The sequence below is a fragment of the Parasedimentitalea marina genome (assembly GCF_004006175.1).
GTDB lineage: Bacteria > Pseudomonadota > Alphaproteobacteria > Rhodobacterales > Rhodobacteraceae > Parasedimentitalea > Parasedimentitalea marina.
This window is the reverse complement of the sequence record NZ_CP033222.1, coordinates 1-17,265: the sequence shown is the minus strand read 5'-3', so window position 1 is coordinate 17,265 and position 17,265 is coordinate 1. Positions and strand designations below refer to the sequence as shown.

The 17,265-nt window shown below is 61.2% G+C and carries 7 protein-coding genes; 6 read left to right on the top strand and 1 reads right to left on the bottom strand.

The annotated features are described in order from the left end of the window. Positions 1-203 precede the first annotated feature (203 nt). From EBB79_RS23270 to EBB79_RS23245, 6 genes are read left to right on the top strand one after another with little or no spacing between them, the layout of a single operon-like run. Positions 204-6,680, top strand: a complete 6,477-nt coding sequence (locus EBB79_RS23270; protein ID WP_127751413.1) for a type I polyketide synthase — start codon at positions 204-206, stop codon at positions 6,678-6,680. Between the two features lie 14 nt (positions 6,681-6,694). Next, positions 6,695-7,711, top strand: a complete 1,017-nt coding sequence (locus EBB79_RS23265) for a glycosyltransferase family 2 protein (protein ID WP_127751412.1) — start codon at positions 6,695-6,697, stop codon at positions 7,709-7,711. After that, positions 7,708-12,318, top strand: a complete 4,611-nt coding sequence (locus tag EBB79_RS23260) for a MupA/Atu3671 family FMN-dependent luciferase-like monooxygenase (RefSeq protein ID WP_127751411.1) — start codon at positions 7,708-7,710, stop codon at positions 12,316-12,318. The genes EBB79_RS23265 and EBB79_RS23260 overlap by 4 nt, the downstream gene beginning before the upstream one ends. Further along, positions 12,315-13,211, top strand: coding sequence for a hypothetical protein (locus tag EBB79_RS23255; RefSeq protein ID WP_127751410.1), 897 nt, complete (start codon positions 12,315-12,317; stop codon positions 13,209-13,211). Before EBB79_RS23260 ends, EBB79_RS23255 begins: the two co-directional genes overlap by 4 nt. Beyond that, complete coding sequence (locus tag EBB79_RS23250; RefSeq protein WP_177627918.1) at positions 13,208-15,118, top strand: hypothetical protein; 1,911 nt, start codon at positions 13,208-13,210, stop codon at positions 15,116-15,118. Before EBB79_RS23255 ends, EBB79_RS23250 begins: the two co-directional genes overlap by 4 nt. Next, positions 15,115-15,951: a glycosyltransferase family 2 protein gene (locus tag EBB79_RS23245; RefSeq protein ID WP_127751409.1), complete on the top strand. Its 837-nt coding sequence runs from the start codon at positions 15,115-15,117 to the stop codon at positions 15,949-15,951. Before EBB79_RS23250 ends, EBB79_RS23245 begins: the two co-directional genes overlap by 4 nt. 42 nt (positions 15,952-15,993) lie before the next feature. Here EBB79_RS23245 and EBB79_RS23240 read toward each other — a convergent pair whose 3' ends face one another. Further along, positions 15,994-17,211 (bottom strand): glycosyltransferase, encoded by a 1,218-nt coding sequence (locus EBB79_RS23240; protein WP_127751408.1) that lies wholly within the window; start codon positions 17,209-17,211, stop codon positions 15,994-15,996. Positions 17,212-17,265 lie beyond the last annotated feature (54 nt).

The window sequence follows — 17,265 nt, the reverse complement described above, 5'->3', positions numbered from 1 at the left end:
GAGCCGTATAAGTTTACGAAATTACATCTCTTGAGGTGGGGGGAAACTGAGATACATAACCCTCCGATCGACAAACAATTGAATTCACACCGGGATCACCCGGATTGGTCAATATTTCGTCCTTTGGGTTGGTCACAATAGCTTTGGCAGCTATCGTTGTGACGGGCCTATCGGCACCTGAGTAAGGGTTATTTGGTCTGAACATGAAGTCGCATAATACACCGTTTCGGTCTGGTGGCGCACCTGTCGGAGACATCGCAATTGTCGGCCAATCGGTCTGCGTTCCCGGTGCCCATTCGGCCGCTGAATTCTGGACCAATCTGAAAAATGGTGTAGAATCGATCACCGTTCTGGATGAGCAGGCCTTGCGAGAGGCCGGTGAACGCCCGCAAACCCTTGCCGATCCCAATTATGTCCCCTCCGCTGCATTGTTGCAGGGCTATGATCAGTTCGATGCCGACTTCTTTGGCTTCAGCCCAAAAGAGGCGGCCATTCTGGACCCTCAGCACCGCAAATTCCTCGAGGTGGCCTGGTCGGCGATGGAAGATGCAGGCCATCCCCCCGAAAGCATTGCTGGACCTATTGGCGTCTATGCCGGCTGCGGCATGGGCAGCTATTTCTACTTCAACATCTGCTCAAACCCACATCTGGTTGATGATGTTGGCATGTTCCTGCTGCGCCACACCGGCAATGACAAAGACTTTATGGCAACCCGGGTCAGCCATGTATTCGACCTGCACGGGCCCTCGATCAATCTGCAGACCGCCTGTTCGACCTCACTGGTGGCGGTGCATTACGCCTGTAAGTCCCTGCGCGAGGGCGAATGCGACATGGCGCTGGCCGGCGGCGCAACCATCGAGCTGCCACAGGGCCGCGGTTACCTGTATAAAGAAAATGAAGTCCTCAGCCCCGATGGCCATTGCCATGCATTTGACCACCGCGCCCAGGGCACGGTGTTTGGCTCCGGCGCCGGGGTCGTGGTGTTGCGGCGATTGGAAGATGCCATTGCCGACGGCGACCACATCTGGGCCGTTATCAAGGGGTCGGCGGTCAATAATGACGGCGCGGCCAAGGCGGGATATCTGGCCCCCTCGGTTGATGGCCAGTCCGCAGCGGTGCGCATGGCGCTGCAGGCGGCGGATGTGCCTGCCGATACAGTGGACTACGTCGAATGCCACGGCACCGGCACCTATCTGGGGGACCCGATCGAGGTCTCAGCCCTGACCGAGGCCTACCGCGACAGCACCAGCGAGATCGGGTATTGCCGCATTGGCTCGGTCAAAACCAACATCGGCCATCTGGACACCGCAGCTGGCGTGGCCGGGCTGGTGAAGACCTCACTGGCCCTGAAACACCAACAAATCCCGCCCTCTTTGGGCTACGAGGCACCAAACCCGGCGATTGATTTTGACGGCAGCCCGTTCCGCGTCAATGACACCCTGCGCGACTGGACCTCGCACAAAGGCCCACGCCGGGCCGCGGTCAATGCATTGGGCGTCGGCGGCACCAACGCCCATATGGTGTTGGAAGAGGCCCCCACCCGCGCGCCCTCCGAAGACAGCGATTTCCCGTTCCACATCCTGTGCCTCTCTGGCCGGACCAAGACGGCGCTGGACGGCAATGCCAAATTGCTGGCCGCTCACCTGCGGGCCAACCCCGATCTGGACCTTGCCGATGTGGCCTGGACCCTGAAACAGGGCCGTCGCGGGTTTTCCAAACGCCGGGTGCTGGTGGCCGAAACCACGGCCCAAGCCGCCGCCTTGCTGGAAGACAATGACCCACGCCGGGTATTCAGCCACGATCACCTGGGCCCCACCCCCGAGGTGGTGTTCATGTTCCCCGGTGGTGGCGCTCAATTCACCGGCATGGGGCGGGACCTGTATGAAACCGAGCCCGAGTTTGCCGATTACATGGACCGTGGGCTGGACCACCTGCAAAAACAGCTCGACTATGACATCCGGGCGCTGTGGCTGCCGGAACCAGAAAACAAGGCAGAGGCCGACGCCCAACTGACCAAACCCTCGGTGCAACTGCCGCTGATCATGATTGTCGAATATGCACTGGCGCAGCTGTGGATCAGCTGGGGCGTGAAACCTGCCGCCATGGTGGGTCACTCCATGGGCGAATGCACCGCCGCCTGTCTGGCCGGTGTGCTCAGCTTCGAGGATTGCATCGATCTGGTGCTGCTGCGGGGACGCTTGTTTGACACCATGCCTGCCGGTGGCATGCTCAGCATTTCCTTGCCCCTGACCGAGGTGCAGGACATCCTCTCGGAGGATCTGGACATTGCGTCGGTCAACGCGCCAAACCTGACCGCAGTGTCCGGGCCGCAGGCGGCACTGGATGCCTTGTCGACCGTGATGAAAAGCCGCGACATTGACCACCAACGCATCCCCATCGATATTGCCGCCCACAGCCGGATGCTGGATGGTATTCTTGACGACTATCGCAATTTCCTGCGCGGGCTGGACCTGCAGGCGCCGCGCATTCCACTGGTGTCAAATCGCACCGGTGTGACCCTGACAGATGCCCAGGCCACCGACCCTGACTACTGGGTCGGCCAGCTGCGCAACACAGTCCATTTCGCCGACTGCATCGACAGTCTTGCCAAAGTTCCGGGCCGGGTCTTCCTTGAGGTCGGCCCCGGCAAAGCGCTCAGTTCGCTGGCGCAGATGGCCCCTGATGTGCTGCCCACACAGGTGCTTAGCAGCCTGCGACACCACAATCAGGACATCGCGGATGACGCCTATTTCTTTGGCGTCATTGGCCGTCTCTGGGCCTGCGGAGTCGAGGCAGACTGGGATCAGATCTGGGGCGAAGCACGGCGCCTGCGCCTGCCATTGCCAACTTATGCCTATCAACGCAGCCGCTATTTCATTGAACCGGGCCAACAGTCACAGACCCTGGACATGCCCCTGCCCGCCCGTCACGATGATATCGCCGATTGGGGCTATCGCCCTGCCTGGCGGCCGCGTCTGGCCGATTGCGATGTGAATGTTGACAGTGAACTCGCCACTGCACCGCAAACCTGGCTGATCTTTGAAGACGACACCGGAACGGCGTCCGCTGCGGCTGACAAATTGCACGATGCCGGTCACCAGGTCGTCCGGGTCCGCCCCGGCGACAGCTATGCCAAGCTTTCGGATACCGCCTACGTGCTGCCGCCCGAGCAAGGGCGCTCGGGCTATCAATCGCTGCTGGCCGATCTTGAGATGGCAGGCCTGCTACCAACCCGGATCGCCCATTTCTGGCTGGTCACCCGAACCGAGGTCTTCCGTCCCGGATCCTCATTCTTTGACCACAATCTTGAGGTTGGGTTCTATTCCCTGACCGCGCTGGCACAAGAGCTGGGCAATATCGACCTGCCCGAACAGCTGCACATCAGCATTTTCACCACTGGCGCCGCCCAACACAGCGACGAGCCGCTGCCATACCCTGAAAAATCTCTGGTTGCTGGCCCGGCTGGTGTGATCCCACGCGAATTACCCGGCCTGACCTGCTCCACCGTGGATATTGAACTGCCTCATGCGCCCTCGCGCTGGCAAAGCCTTTTGGCCAAGCCAGAGGTCGAGGACATAACCCCGCGCCTGCTCGAGGAACTGCTGGCCGAACCTGAAAACCTGACGGCCCTTTGGCGGGGTGCCAAACGGTTTGAACAGGTCTGGCGGCCAGCCCCCCTGCCCCCAGTGGATGTCCCACCGTTCAAAACCGGCAGTCACTATTTGATTACCGGCGGCTATGGTGGCATTGGCCTGACCATCGCGGCGGATCTGATGCGGGCCCATAACGCCAATGTGGTGCTGATCTCGCGCTCTGGGCTGCCCGCCCGCGACAGCTGGGAGGGCTATCTGCATTCCCATAGTCCCGCCAACCGCACGGCCATGCGCATTCGCGCTGTCATGGCGCTCGAAGCCATCGGCACGGGCCGGGTGCTGCCGCTGGCGGCAGATGTCTGCAACAGCGGTCAGATGCGCGCGGCTGCGACCGAAGCCGAGGCAGAATTTGGCGCCCTCACCGGTGTCATTCATGGTGCGGGCCACATCAACGATGGTCCCATTCTGGCCAAGACAGAAACTCAAATCGCCGAGGTCTTTGCCCCGAAAATCAGCGGCCTGCGGGTGCTGGACGCAGTGTTCCCCGATGGCACGCTGGATCTGATGGTGCTGTTTTCCTCATCCTCGACCGCAACGCGTCCGGCTGGGCAGATCGATTATGTTGCCGCCAATGAATACCTGAACGCCTGGGCCAAGCACCGCAAAGGCGGCAAAACCCGTGTGGTGGCCCTGAACTGGGGCGTCTGGAGCGACACCGGCATGGCCGCCGAGGCCATGGCCGCGCGGATGGGCGGCGAGGGCCCGTCTGAGCGCAGTGCCTGCACCCAGGCTTTGCTGCAAACCCAGGGGTTTGATGCCTTTGGCAACCGCATCTTTGCCTCAGACTTTACCGGTCGGGGCGACTGGCTGCTTAACGACCACCGCACGCGGGATGGGACCGCGCTGGTCCCCGGCACCGGCTATATCGAACTGGCCGCCGAGGCGCTGACCGCACAGGGCGTCACGGGGCCATACGAAATACGCGATCTCTATTTCCTGCGACCACTGCAGGTCCAGGATAAGACCCCGCGTGAGGTTCTGATCCGGCTTGAGGCCAATGAAGACGGCTATGGCTTTGCGGTGCACAGCGCTGCGCAACAAGGCTATGCCCTGAACGCGCAGGCGGCGCTGGTGCTGACCCCAGATGCCATCCGCCCTGAGCCGCTCAACCTGGCTTTGATCGCTACACAATGTCCGCAGGTGACACCGGGCGGCAAGGAGCGGTTGCGCTCGCCTCAGGAACAGCACCTGACGTTTGGGCCGCGCTGGCATGTTTTGACCCAAACCGCACTCGGTGACGGCCAGGGCCTGGCCCATCTTGCCCTGCCAAAGATTGCGCAGAACGATGGGACCATTCTGCATCCGGGCCTGCTGGATCTTGCCACCGGCTGGGCGATTGATCTGGTGCCCAGCTATGGCGGCAAAACCCTGTGGGTGCCGGTCTCATATGGGGCGATTCGGGTGTTTTCCCCGCTTGGTTGTGACATCCGCAGCCATATGCGGCTGACGGACAGTCAGTCCGATGGCTTTGCCACCTTTGACGTCACTCTGACCGACCCCAATGGCACCGTGCTGGTGGACATCCAGGGCTTCCAGATGAAACGTCTCGACGGCGCGCTGAACTTCTCAGGCTCCGATGACCCCGACAGCAGTGCCGCCAAACTGGGGCTCTCTGCCACCCGCACCACTCAGCCGCTCTCCCCCGAGGAACAACGGCTGCAACTGAACATCGCCAACGGCATTGCGGCCAAAAACGGCGCCGAGGCCATGACCCGGGCCTTGGCGACGGGCCTGTCACAGGTGGTGGTGTCGTCACTGGACCTGCCCGCGCTGATCACCCAGGCGGCCCAATCCGCGGCCCCGGCTGGCGACGAGACGCAAGAGTTCGAGCGCCCCGACCTGGACACCGACTATGTCGCCCCCCGCAATCCGGTCGAAGAAACCCTCGCGACCAGTTTTGCCACCCTTCTGGGGGTATCGCAGGTCGGCACCGAGGACAGTTTCTTTGATCTCGGGGGTCACTCACTGATCGCGGTGCGGCTGTTTGCGCAGATCAAGCGGACATTCGACGTGGAATTCCCGATTTCGGTGCTGTTTGAGGCCCCAAGCGTCGCCAAACTGGCCGCGCTGATCATCCAGCGCACCGGTGGCGGCATCACCAGCGACGACCCTGTGCAGGACGATGGACAAGCCGGCGATCAAGCACCGGCATTCAAACATCTGGTCACATTGCACCCCGGCGACGGCACCGGCCGCAGGCCGTTCTTTTTGGTCGCAGGCATGTTCGGAAACGTGCTGAACCTGCGTCATCTGGCCCAAATGGTGGGGCGCGAGCGGCCCGTCTATGGGCTGCAGGCCCGTGGCTTGATCGGCGATGAAGCCCCCCATACCAGCATGGAAGAGGCCGCACGCGACTATCTGGCAGAACTGCGCCAGATCCAGCCCGACGGCCCCTATCTGCTGGGCGGCTATTCCGGCGGTGGCATCACCGCCTATGAAATGGCGCGTCAGTTACAAACACTTGGCGAAGACGTCCCCATGTTAGCAATGCTGGATACCCCGCTACCGGTCCGGCCCGCGTTGAACCGGCGCGACAAGGCCATCATCAAGGGTCACCTGCTGCGCAGCAAGGGGCTGTCCTATCTGTCCGAATGGGCCGTGGCGCGTGTACGTTGGGAATTTGAAAAACGCCGCTCCCGTCCCAGTGACACCAACCCGAATGTGGACTTCAACAACCACAAAATCGAGGCCGCCTTCCGCGAGGCACTGGACGGTTATGACCTGCAACCACGGCAAGGCCCGCTGACACTGTTCCGGCCCCAACTTGACCGCATGTGGCAGGTCTCGGACGGGCAATGGGTCAGTGAAGCACGCGAATATGTCTTTGACGACAACAACTGGACCCCTTGGGCACCGCAAACGCAAGTGGTCGAGGTGCCGGGCGATCACGACAGCATGGTCCTGGTGCCCAATGTCTCGGTTCTTGCCGAACACCTGCAAGACCACATCAGGCGCGCCGAGATCAAACCAGATACGCCTCCAGCCAGCTCCGACGATTGGCCCCCCGCAGCAAGCGCTGCTGAATAGTTCAGAAGGTCTCTATGACACACCCAACGATCCTGACCATCATCCTGAATTACCGCACGCCCGAGCTCACACTGCGGGCGACCGAAGCCGCACTGCGCGAGATGCAGGATCTTCTGGGCGAAGTGGTGATTGTTGACAACTGCTCTGGTGATGGGTCGTTCGAAACCCTCACCCATGCGGCCCAGACACGCGGATGGTTAGACGGTGCCCGGCTCAGGGTGATCCAGTCACCCCGCAATGGCGGCTTTGGGGCCGGGATGAATTTTGGCATGGCGGCCGGTCTGTCAGACGGATCACAACCCGATTATTACTATCTGCTGAACTCGGATGCCTTTCCAGAGCCTCAGGCAATACAACACCTGCGGGACTTTCTGACCAACACACCCAAGGCCGGCATGGTTGGGTCCTATGTGCGCGGTGTCGATGGCACCCCACATGCCACCGCCTTCCGGTTTCCCTCGATTGCTGGCGAATTTGAATCCGCTGCCCGCACCGGGGTGATTTCACGACTGCTCAAGGCGTCAATTGTCGCCCTGCCGATCCCAACATCTGAACTTCAGGTGGACTGGACCGCCGGTGCCAGCCTGATGATCCGACGCCAAATGATCGAATCCATCGGCAATTTTGACGAGACCTTCTTTCTGTATTTTGAAGAAACCGACCTGTGCCGCCGCGCCGCCCGGGCGGGATGGCACACCCATTACCTGCCGGTCAGCGAGGTGCAACATGTGGGATCTGCCTCAACCGGGATGAACGACTGGGCGCGGGTGCCCTCTTATTGGCTTGATTCAAGGCAGCACTATTTCTGCAAAAACCACGGACGCCTCTACGCCGCAGCCGCGACCCTGGCCCTCTGGGCTGGCGGTATGATCTGGCAATTGCGGCGGCTGATCTCCAACAAGCCTCGGCGCGACCCGCCCCGCTTTCTGCGTGATCTGATCATCCATGCCCTGCGCCGGGCGCTGCCCGTTGCCCGCCGCGCGCCACGTGACCCACATTTGACCGATGTCCTACCGGAGGATTTGAAATGAGCCCGTTTTCCTGTGTTGTCATTGGCAATGAATCGCTTTTGATTGGCTGCGCCGAGGCACTGTTGCGGCGCGGTCATGACATCCGGGCCGTTGTGTCAACCGACCCGGCCATCCGCGCCTGGGCGGCAGACAAAAAGCTGGTTCAGCACGACAGCACCACCAGCCTGACGGATGGCTTTGACTGGCTCCTGTCGATTGCCAACCTGAACCTGATCCCCGATGCGGTGCTGGCGAAACCGGCCCAGGGCGCGATCAATTTTCATGACGGACCCTTGCCACGCTATGCCGGCCTCAACACGCCGAACTGGGCGATAATCAACGGCGAAACCGCCCACGGTATCACCTGGCACATGCTCGAGAGCGGCGTCGACACGGGCGATATCATCGCCCAACGCCTGTTCGACATCAGCGGTGACGAAACCGCCTTTAGTCTGAACTCAAAATGCTATGCCGCCGCAATCGACAGTTTCGCCGAGGTGATCACCCAGCTTGAAACAGGCGCGCCGGACCGCCAGCCTCAGGACCTAAGCCAGCGCAGCTATTTTGCCCGCGCCGACCGCCCTGCTGCGGCGGGTCGATTGGATTTCACACAGCCAGCGGCAAAGCTGTCCAGACTGGTGCGCGGTTTGGATTCTGGCGACTACTGGAACCCTCTCGGCACCGCCAAAATTGCCGTCAAAGACCAAATTTTACTGGTCGGCTCCGCCACTGTGACCGATCAAATCGGGGCATCAGGCACGGTTCTGGAGGTCACCAAAGACGCTCTCACCGTTGCTTGTGGGACCGGTACAGTGACACTGGGCGGTCTGACATCACCCGAAGGATCCGCTGTCAGACCATCGGATCTATGCCAGCCCGGCGATGTGCTCGCCTCTTTGGCCGCTGAAACAGCCGACGGGCTGACACAGAAAATCGCCAGCACCCAAGCCGGGGAACACCACTGGAGGCAGGCCCTCAAGGCGATGAAACCGGTGCGGGTTCCCCTGGCACAGGACCGTGATGAAACTGGCTATGACATCCACGAAATCCCTCTGCCCAAGGGCCTGAGCCCGCAACAAATACAGGCGGCAGTCCTGGCCTGGGCCCTGCAGGGTACCGGTGATGATCTGGGCGACGTGGCGCTCTCCACCGCCCAGCTGACCGCCGCGTCCCTGCCCGGGCTGATCTCGGCATGGGTGCCATTGCAGGCCAGCCGCAACGAGCCACTGGCGGAACTGTTGCCCCGCTTGCAGGCGGATCTGGCCAGGATCAACACACTGGGCGGTTTTGCCGCCGATCTGCCGGCCCGCGACCCGGACCTGACGGCGCAGGACAGACCCGCTATTGGCTTGATGCTGGACCAGGATGCCCCGATCAAAGGCTGCGCCGCAACGCTGGCTGTAACGGACAATGCCGCCACTCTGCACATCAACCGCGCCCGCCTAGGTGCCGCCGAGGCATCCTTGCTCGCCGCCCGCCTGATCGCTGCCTTAAAGGCGGTATCCGGCACTGACGCCCAGTCCTTGTCTGACCTGGCAATCCTGCCCGATGAGGAACGCCGCCAGATCATCACTGACTGGAACGCCACCACCTGTGACTATACCGCAGACCAGACCATCCACGCCGGTTTTGAGGCTCAGGTCAGACGCAGCCCGGATGCCTTGGCGCTGGTCTATGAAGGTCAAAGTCTCAGCTATGCGACGCTCAACGCCCAGGCCAACAGGGTGGCGACACAGCTGCAGGACTTGGGGGTCAAACCCGGCAGCCATGTTGGCCTTTATGTGGGGCGCTCACCGGAACTGGTGATTGCCGCGCTGGCGGTGATGAAGGCAGGCGGCGCCTATGTGCCGCTGGACCCTGCCTATCCCGCAGATCGCATTGCCCACTACCTGCGCGACAGTCAGGCCCAGGTGGTGATCACCCAACAGGCGCTGCACGACACCCTGCCACCTTCGGGCGCGCAAATACTGGTGATCGACGCCTTGACGCCCGCCGATGTCACACAATCGAATGTGGATGGCGGCGCCACGGCCCGGGATCTGGCCTATCTGATTTATACCTCTGGTTCCACCGGCACCCCCAAGGGCGTGATGCTGCGCCATGGCAATGTGGCGAACTTCTTTGCCGGCATGGATGACCGCATTCCACATCAGCCCGGTGACACCTGGCTGGCCCTGACCAGCCTCTCGTTTGATATCTCGGTGCTGGAACTGTTCTGGACCCTGTCGCGCGGCTTTAAACTGGTGCTGTCCAGCGAAGAAAGCCGGTTGAACCTGTCCAACGGTCCCATCGCGATATCCAACCGCAAGATGGATTTCAATCTGTTCTATTGGGGCAATGACGACGGACCGGGGCCGCAGAAATACAAGCTCCTGCTGGATGGCGCACGCTTTGCCGACGCCAATGGGTTCAATGCCGTCTGGACCCCGGAACGGCACTTTCATGCCTTTGGTGGCCCCTACCCCAACCCTTCGGTCACCGGGGCAGCGGTGGCGGCTGTCACTGAAAATATCGGCGTTCGGGCCGGATCTTGCGTGGCCCCACTGCACCACCCGGCCCGCATTGCCGAAGAATGGTCGGTGATCGACAATCTGACCAATGGCCGGGCTGGCATTGGCTTTGCCTCGGGCTGGCAACCGGATGACTTCATCCTGCGCCCCGAAAACACGCCCCCCGCCAACAAGCCCGCGCTCTACGACGCCATCGAAACCGTGCGTAAACTGTGGCGTGGCGAGGAGGTCGAATTCCCCCGTCAGGACGGCAGTCCCCATGCGGTGGTCACGCAACCGCGTCCGGTGTCCAAAGAGCTGCCAATCTGGGTCACCACAGCAGGCAATCCCAACACCTGGCGCGAGGCAGGCGAGATCGGCGCCAATGTGCTGACCCACCTGCTGGGGCAAAGCATCGACGAAGTGGCCAGTAAGATCCGCATCTATCACGACGCCCTGCGCGCCGCGGGCCACAATCCGGATGATTTCACCGTCACCCTGATGCTGCACACCTATCTGGCCGAAACCCGCGAACAGGCGCGCGCCATTGCCCGCGACCCAATGAAGGACTACCTGCGCGCCGCCGCCGGGTTGATCAAACAATACGCCTGGGCCTTTCCCGCGTTCAAACGCCCCAAGGGCGTGAACAATGCATTTGACATGCAGCTGGACGGCCTTAGCCCAGACGAGCTGGAGGCCATTCTCGACTTTGCCTTTGAGCGGTATTTTGAAGATTCCGGCCTGTTTGGCACCGTCTCGGATGCCGTGGCACGGGTGGAACAGCTGAAACGCATCGGCGTGGACGAGGTCGCCTGCCTGATCGACTATGGGATCGCGCCAGATGTGGTCATGGAGGGGCTGAAACCACTGGCCGAGGTGTTGCACCGCTCCAATGCGCCTACGGAACTGGCCGCCGATGATTTCTCGCTGGCCGCGCAGATCATCCGCCACAACGTCAGCCATATGCAATGTACCCCGTCGATGGCGCAGATGATCACCATGAATGACGAGGCCCGCATGGCCTTGGGTCAACTGCAGCATCTGTTGCTGGGCGGCGAGGCCCTGCCCGGTGATCTGGTCAACAGCCTGCGTCAAACCACTCAGGCAGAGATCCATAATATGTATGGGCCGACGGAAACCACCATCTGGTCCACCGTGCAAACGCTCAAGACCATCCCATCCGGTATTGCCTCCATTGGCACCCCGATGGCCAATACCCGCACTTATGTTCTGGATGATCAGCACCAGCCGGTGCCCATTGGTGCGGCTGGTGAATTGTTCATCGGCGGTGATGGGGTTGCCGCAGGCTATTGGTTGCGCGACGACCTGACCGCCAGCCACTTTGTGCCAGACCCCTTTGTCGCCCCAAACGTCGACGGCGATGCGCGGATGTATCGCACCGGCGATCTGGTGCGCTGGCGCAAGGACGGAACACTCGATTTTCTTGGCCGCCGCGACACGCAGGTCAAAATCCGCGGCCAACGCATCGAACTGGGCGAGATCGAGGCCGCAATGGCGGATTTCACCGGCGTCACGGCCGCTGTGGTGGTGGCTCGCACTTTGGGCGAAAACCAGCAATTGATTGGTTACATCACTTCCACTGCCCCAGTTGACGAAATGGCGCTGCGTGGCAGTCTGGCGCTGCGGCTGGCCGATGTGATGGTGCCAGCCCATATCGTCACCCTGGATGAGTTTCCGCTGACTCCGAACAAGAAAATCGACCGCAAGGCGCTGCCGGATCCAAAACCCGCCCGTGCGGCCCAGAATGCCCCCGACACCGCACCGCTTGCCGCCGGGGCTCAGGCACAGGTTGCTGCAATTTGGGGCAGTATTCTGGGGGTCGAGACGATCGGACCGCAGGACAACTTCTTTGCGCTTGGCGGGCATTCGCTGCTGGCGGTGCAGGCCCATCGCGACATTCGCGCTGCAACCGGGGCTGCAAAACTGTCGATCACCGATATTTTCCGCTTTCCAACCCTGTCCGGCATCGCCACCCACTTGGATGGGCTGCTCGGCGGCACAACGGAGGCCGAAGACACACCTGATGAAGCGGCCGTAGCTGCAGCCGGGGCGGCCAAATCAGACACCATGTCGAAACGCCGTGCCATGCGCGAGAAACGCAAAGCCCGCTCCGGATGAGACGGCGCGGGTTTCTGGCTCTGCTGGCGCTGCTGCCCGCCCTGGGCGTCAAAGCCAAAGCGGTTCCGGCACTGTCGCCGCCAAATACCCCGATGAACCTGTTTCACCTCGGTCATTCGCTGGTTGGCGCCAATATGCCACATATGTTGGCGCAACTGGCCGGTGACGGTCATCGCTGGAACAGCCAGTTGGGCTCCGGAACCACGTTGAAACAACACTGGGACCCAGACGCGCCAATCCTGGATTTTGAGCGCGTCAACCAGCCGCCAGCCTACCGTGATGCGCGCGCGGCAATCGGCTCCGGTGACTACGATGCCGTGGTCCTGACCGAAATGGTCGAGCTGCGCGACGCAATCCGCTATCACAACTCCGCCAAATACCTGCGCCACTGGGCAGATCTGGCCCGCCAGGCCACGCCCAAGACCCGGATCTACCTGTATGAAACCTGGCATAGGCTGGACGACCCAGAAGGCTGGCTGACCCGCATAGACACTGACCTTGAGCCGCTGTGGCTGGGCAAGCTTCTGGGCTCTGATACCCGCCGCAATCCCGGCCACCCGGTCTATCTGATCCCCGGCGGTCAGGCGATGGCTGCCGTGGCGCGGGCCGCTGAGGCGGGACAGATCGACGGGTTGACCCGTCGCGACCACTTGTTCGCGCTTGACCCATCAGGCAATCAGGACATGATCCATTTCAATGACTTGGGCGCCTATGTGGTGGCCCTGACCCATTATGCAGTGTTGTACCATCGCACGCCTGCCGGATTGCCACACCGCCTGAAACGCGCCGATGGCAGTGCGGCGGATGCCCTGACCCTGACGGCAGCACGGCAAGTGCAGGACATCATCTGGCAGGTTGTCATTGCACAGCCCAGAACCGGAGTAACACCATGAGCTGGACCAGCATTCTTGGCTCGATTGTGATGATCGGCCATAGCCTGATTGGCCCTGAAAACCCACATGTGTTGGCCCCGCTGCCGACCGCAGGCAGCCCTGCCCCGGTCACAGTTGCCGCGCGGATCCCCACCGGGGTGCCGTTGCGCTACATCTGGAACGCCACAGGCAGCGCTGACACCCGCCCTGCCCTGCCCCCCGACGCAGCCGCCTTGCCGGACGACCAGTCCATAGCCCCGCTCAACAGTCAAACCGCCGACACCGCAGGGGTTGCCCCTGCGCCCCGCCCTCAGCCTATCGCAATCAACCTGGCCCCTGTCACCGACTGGAGCCCACAGGCCCCCTTTTTGGATCATTTCAAAACCGCCCGCCCCTGGATCGGCCATATCGCAGGCCAATGGGGCGGCATCCGGCATGAGGATCTGGCCACAGCCGGGCATCTGGACCCCAATGGCTGGCCCACCACCATCCCACCCGAGTTGGGCTCCATCGGCACCGTTATCCTGACCGACCTGCCTGAGACTGCCAGCTCATTGGCCGGTCGTTACCTACTGCGGTTTGACGGCACCGGCATCGTCGAGGTCTCAGGACGTGGAACAAACCAGCGCTATGGCAAGGGCGAAGTCTGGTTCGATTTCACACCCGGACCCGGCCTTGTACAGATCCGCATTCAACGCACTGACCGGCATAAAACCGGTGACTATGTCCGCAACATTACCGTGGTCAAACAGGAACACCTGGACGCCCATGCCAATGGCGCCCTGTTCAACCCGCTATGGCTGCAACGATTGGATGGATTTTCGGCACTGCGGTTCATGGACTGGATGGCGACCAATGACTCTACCCAGATCAGCTGGGACGAACGGCCGACACCCAGTGATTACACATGGGCACGCAACGGCGTCCCCGCCGAAGTCATGCTTGCGCTGGCCAATCAATTGGGCACAAATCCCTGGTTCACCATGCCGCACGCCGGTGATGACACATATTTCCGCCAGTTTGCCATGCTCGTCGCGGCTGAATTGGACGATCGTCGCAAGGCCTATGTGGAATATTCCAATGAAGTCTGGAACTGGCAGTTTGCACAGGCTCGCTGGGCCGACGATCAGGCCCGCGCCCGCTGGGGCAAGGATAATCTGTGGATGCAGGTCTATGGCGGACGCGCCGCTGAAATGTCGCAAATCTGGAGCCAGGCCTTTGGCGCCCGGGCCTCGGATCACCTGGTGCGGGTCCTGTCAACGCAGACCGGCTGGCTGGGGTTAGAGCAACAGATCCTAGAGGCCCCGTTATGGGTGGCTGAACACCCCGACCGACACGCCCCCGCCGATTACTTCGATGCCTATGCCGTCACCGGCTATTTTGGCCGCACCCTCGGGCTTGAGGATCAGGCCGATAGGGTGCGGGGCTGGATCTCTGACAGCAGTACAGCCGCTGAACAGGCCGCCACGGCCCAGAACCTCAAGGGCGAAGCCCGCCAGGCCTTCGTCAAAGCGCATCAATATGATCTGGCCAGTCGCCAGGCCGCAGCGGCGCTGCGCGATGGGCGAATTTTAGGTGATCCGGCGGGGACCCTGACTGATCTGGTGGATCGCGTTCTGCCATATCATGCTGATATTGCCGCACAAAACCACCTTGATCTGATCATGTATGAAGGCGGCAGCCATGTGGTTGGTATCGGCCCCATGGTCAATGACGAGGCTCTGACTGGCTTTTTCACCCACTTCAATTATACAGCCGAAATGGGAGCATTGTATTCAGAGCTTCTGACCGGCTGGCAGGCCCTGGGAGGACAGATGTTCAACGCCTATGTCGATGTCTCAACCCCAAGCAAATGGGGCAGCTGGGGGGCTCTGCGCACACTCAGTGACGACAATCCGCGATGGGACGCAGTGGAGCGGGTGAAATGAGCCGGTTGATCACGGTGCTGATCCCGGCCCATAACGAGGCTGACTATATTACCGCCTGTTTGCAGGCGGTATTTGCCAGCAAGCCCCTGCCCAAAGGAATGACCGGCGAAGTCCTGGTGCTGGCCAATGGCTGCACCGACAGCACTGCGGAAATGGCCCGTAAGGTTCCAGCCGCCGAGGGATGGGCCCTGCGGGTGCTGGATATGCCTGAAGGCGGCAAACTGAAGGCGCTGAACGCCGGAGATGCCATCGCCAGGGGCGAGATCCTGATCTATCTGGATGCCGATGTGGTGGTTGACCCCTCCCTGATCCCCGAGATCGCCGTGGCGCTGGACAGGAATACTCCGGGGTATGCCAGTGGTCGCCCCGTGGTCGCCTCTGCAGACAGCTGGCTCACCCGCGCCTACGGACGATTTTGGCAGCAATTGCCGTTTGTCACGCAGGGCACACCGGGGTTTGGCCTGTTTGCCATGACCCGCGCCGGTCGACAGCGCTGGCAGGATTGGCCCGATATCATTTCCGATGACACCTTTGCCCGGCTCAATTTCACCCCGGTCGAACGCCTCTCTGTGACAGCGCGCTATCACTGGCCCATGGTCGAAGGACTGGCCAATCTGGTGCGGGTTCGGCGTCGACAGAATATCGGCGTCGAGGAAATAGGAAGCTATTTTCCTAAACTGCTGAAAAACAACGATAAAACAAGTTTTTCGTTGGGTGATTTACTGCGACTTGCAACCCGCGACCCGGTTGGGTTTGGGGTCTACGGGCTGGTGTCACTTCTGGTGAAAACACCCTTATTTCACAGCAAGTCCCGCTGGGTGCGCGGGCGCTAATCCAGTGGCTTCCCCAGCTTTGCCCTATATCAGCCGCCTGCCCTAACGCCGGTTTTCGGCAACAGCCTTTTGGAATAACGCCGCCAGTTTAGCTGCCTCCTGTTCGCTATCGTGGCGCTGCAAGACCCTGTCGCGTCCCGCCTGCCCCATTTTCACAACGGCATCATGCGGTGTTGCGGCCAATTGCTTCACCGCGTCCACCACTGCGCCGTAATCTCCTGCAGGCACCAGCCAACCGGTTTTTCCTGGCAGTACCAATTCCGGAGTCCCCGCCACAAACGTGGTGATCACCGGGCGGGCAGCTGCCATCGCCTCCATCACGACCATCGGCAAACCCTCCGCAAAGGACGGCAACACCAGCGCATGGGCTGCGGCCAGCTCTGTCTTTACATCGGCCTCGCTCAACCACCCGGTCAAAGTGATATTGTTCTGCAAGCCTCGCGCCGAAATCGCCGCCTCAAGATCAGCGCGCATCTCCCCGTCACCAATAAGCGACAGATGAATGTCGGGCAGATCCTTGACCAGATCTGCCATCGCTTGCACCAAAATCATTTGACCCTTTTGCTCGACAAAACGGCCAATCGAGACCAGCCGCAAAGACCCCTCAGGCACTGCAACAGGATTCTCAAACCGGGCTGGTTCAATACCACAATGCACCACCTTGATACGGTCCCAGTGCCCGAACCTGGCCCAACGGCTCAATTGACTGCGACCAAAGCTGCTGATCGCCACGGAAAAGGCAGCACGGTTTACCTTTTCCCCCAGCGACAGCGCTGATGGCGCATCAAACTCTTCGGGCCCATGGGTGGTGAAACTATAGCCAGGCCCGCCCATAGCCTGAACCAACATCACGACGGCGGTGGCATTGGTCCCAAAATGCGCATGCATATGGTCTACACCCTCGGCAAAACACCGTCGTTTCACCTGGGCCGCTTCCGCCAGATACACCAGATGCCGCAACACACCACGGTCTGAACCCCGCGCCAGTTTCAACGCAAGCCAAACAGCTCGCCAGATGCACCGCGGCGCGTGGGTGGCTTCGGCCAGTAAACCAAACAAAAGCCGCGCCGCGCCGAGTTTCAAAACATAGGTGGTGCGGGCAGCTTCTTCTTTGTCACCGGGATCTACAAGAGGCATATCAGATGAACGCATCGCCAGACGTAAGACCAGCACGCCCTGACGTTCCAGCGCCTGAACTTCACGGCGGATGAAGCTGTGTGATGGCTGCGGATAGGTGTTGAGAATATAGGCGATTTTCAAAGTGTTTGTCCGAATCTGCAGTAGCCGTCTGGGGCAGTGTAGAGGTGGTTTCAT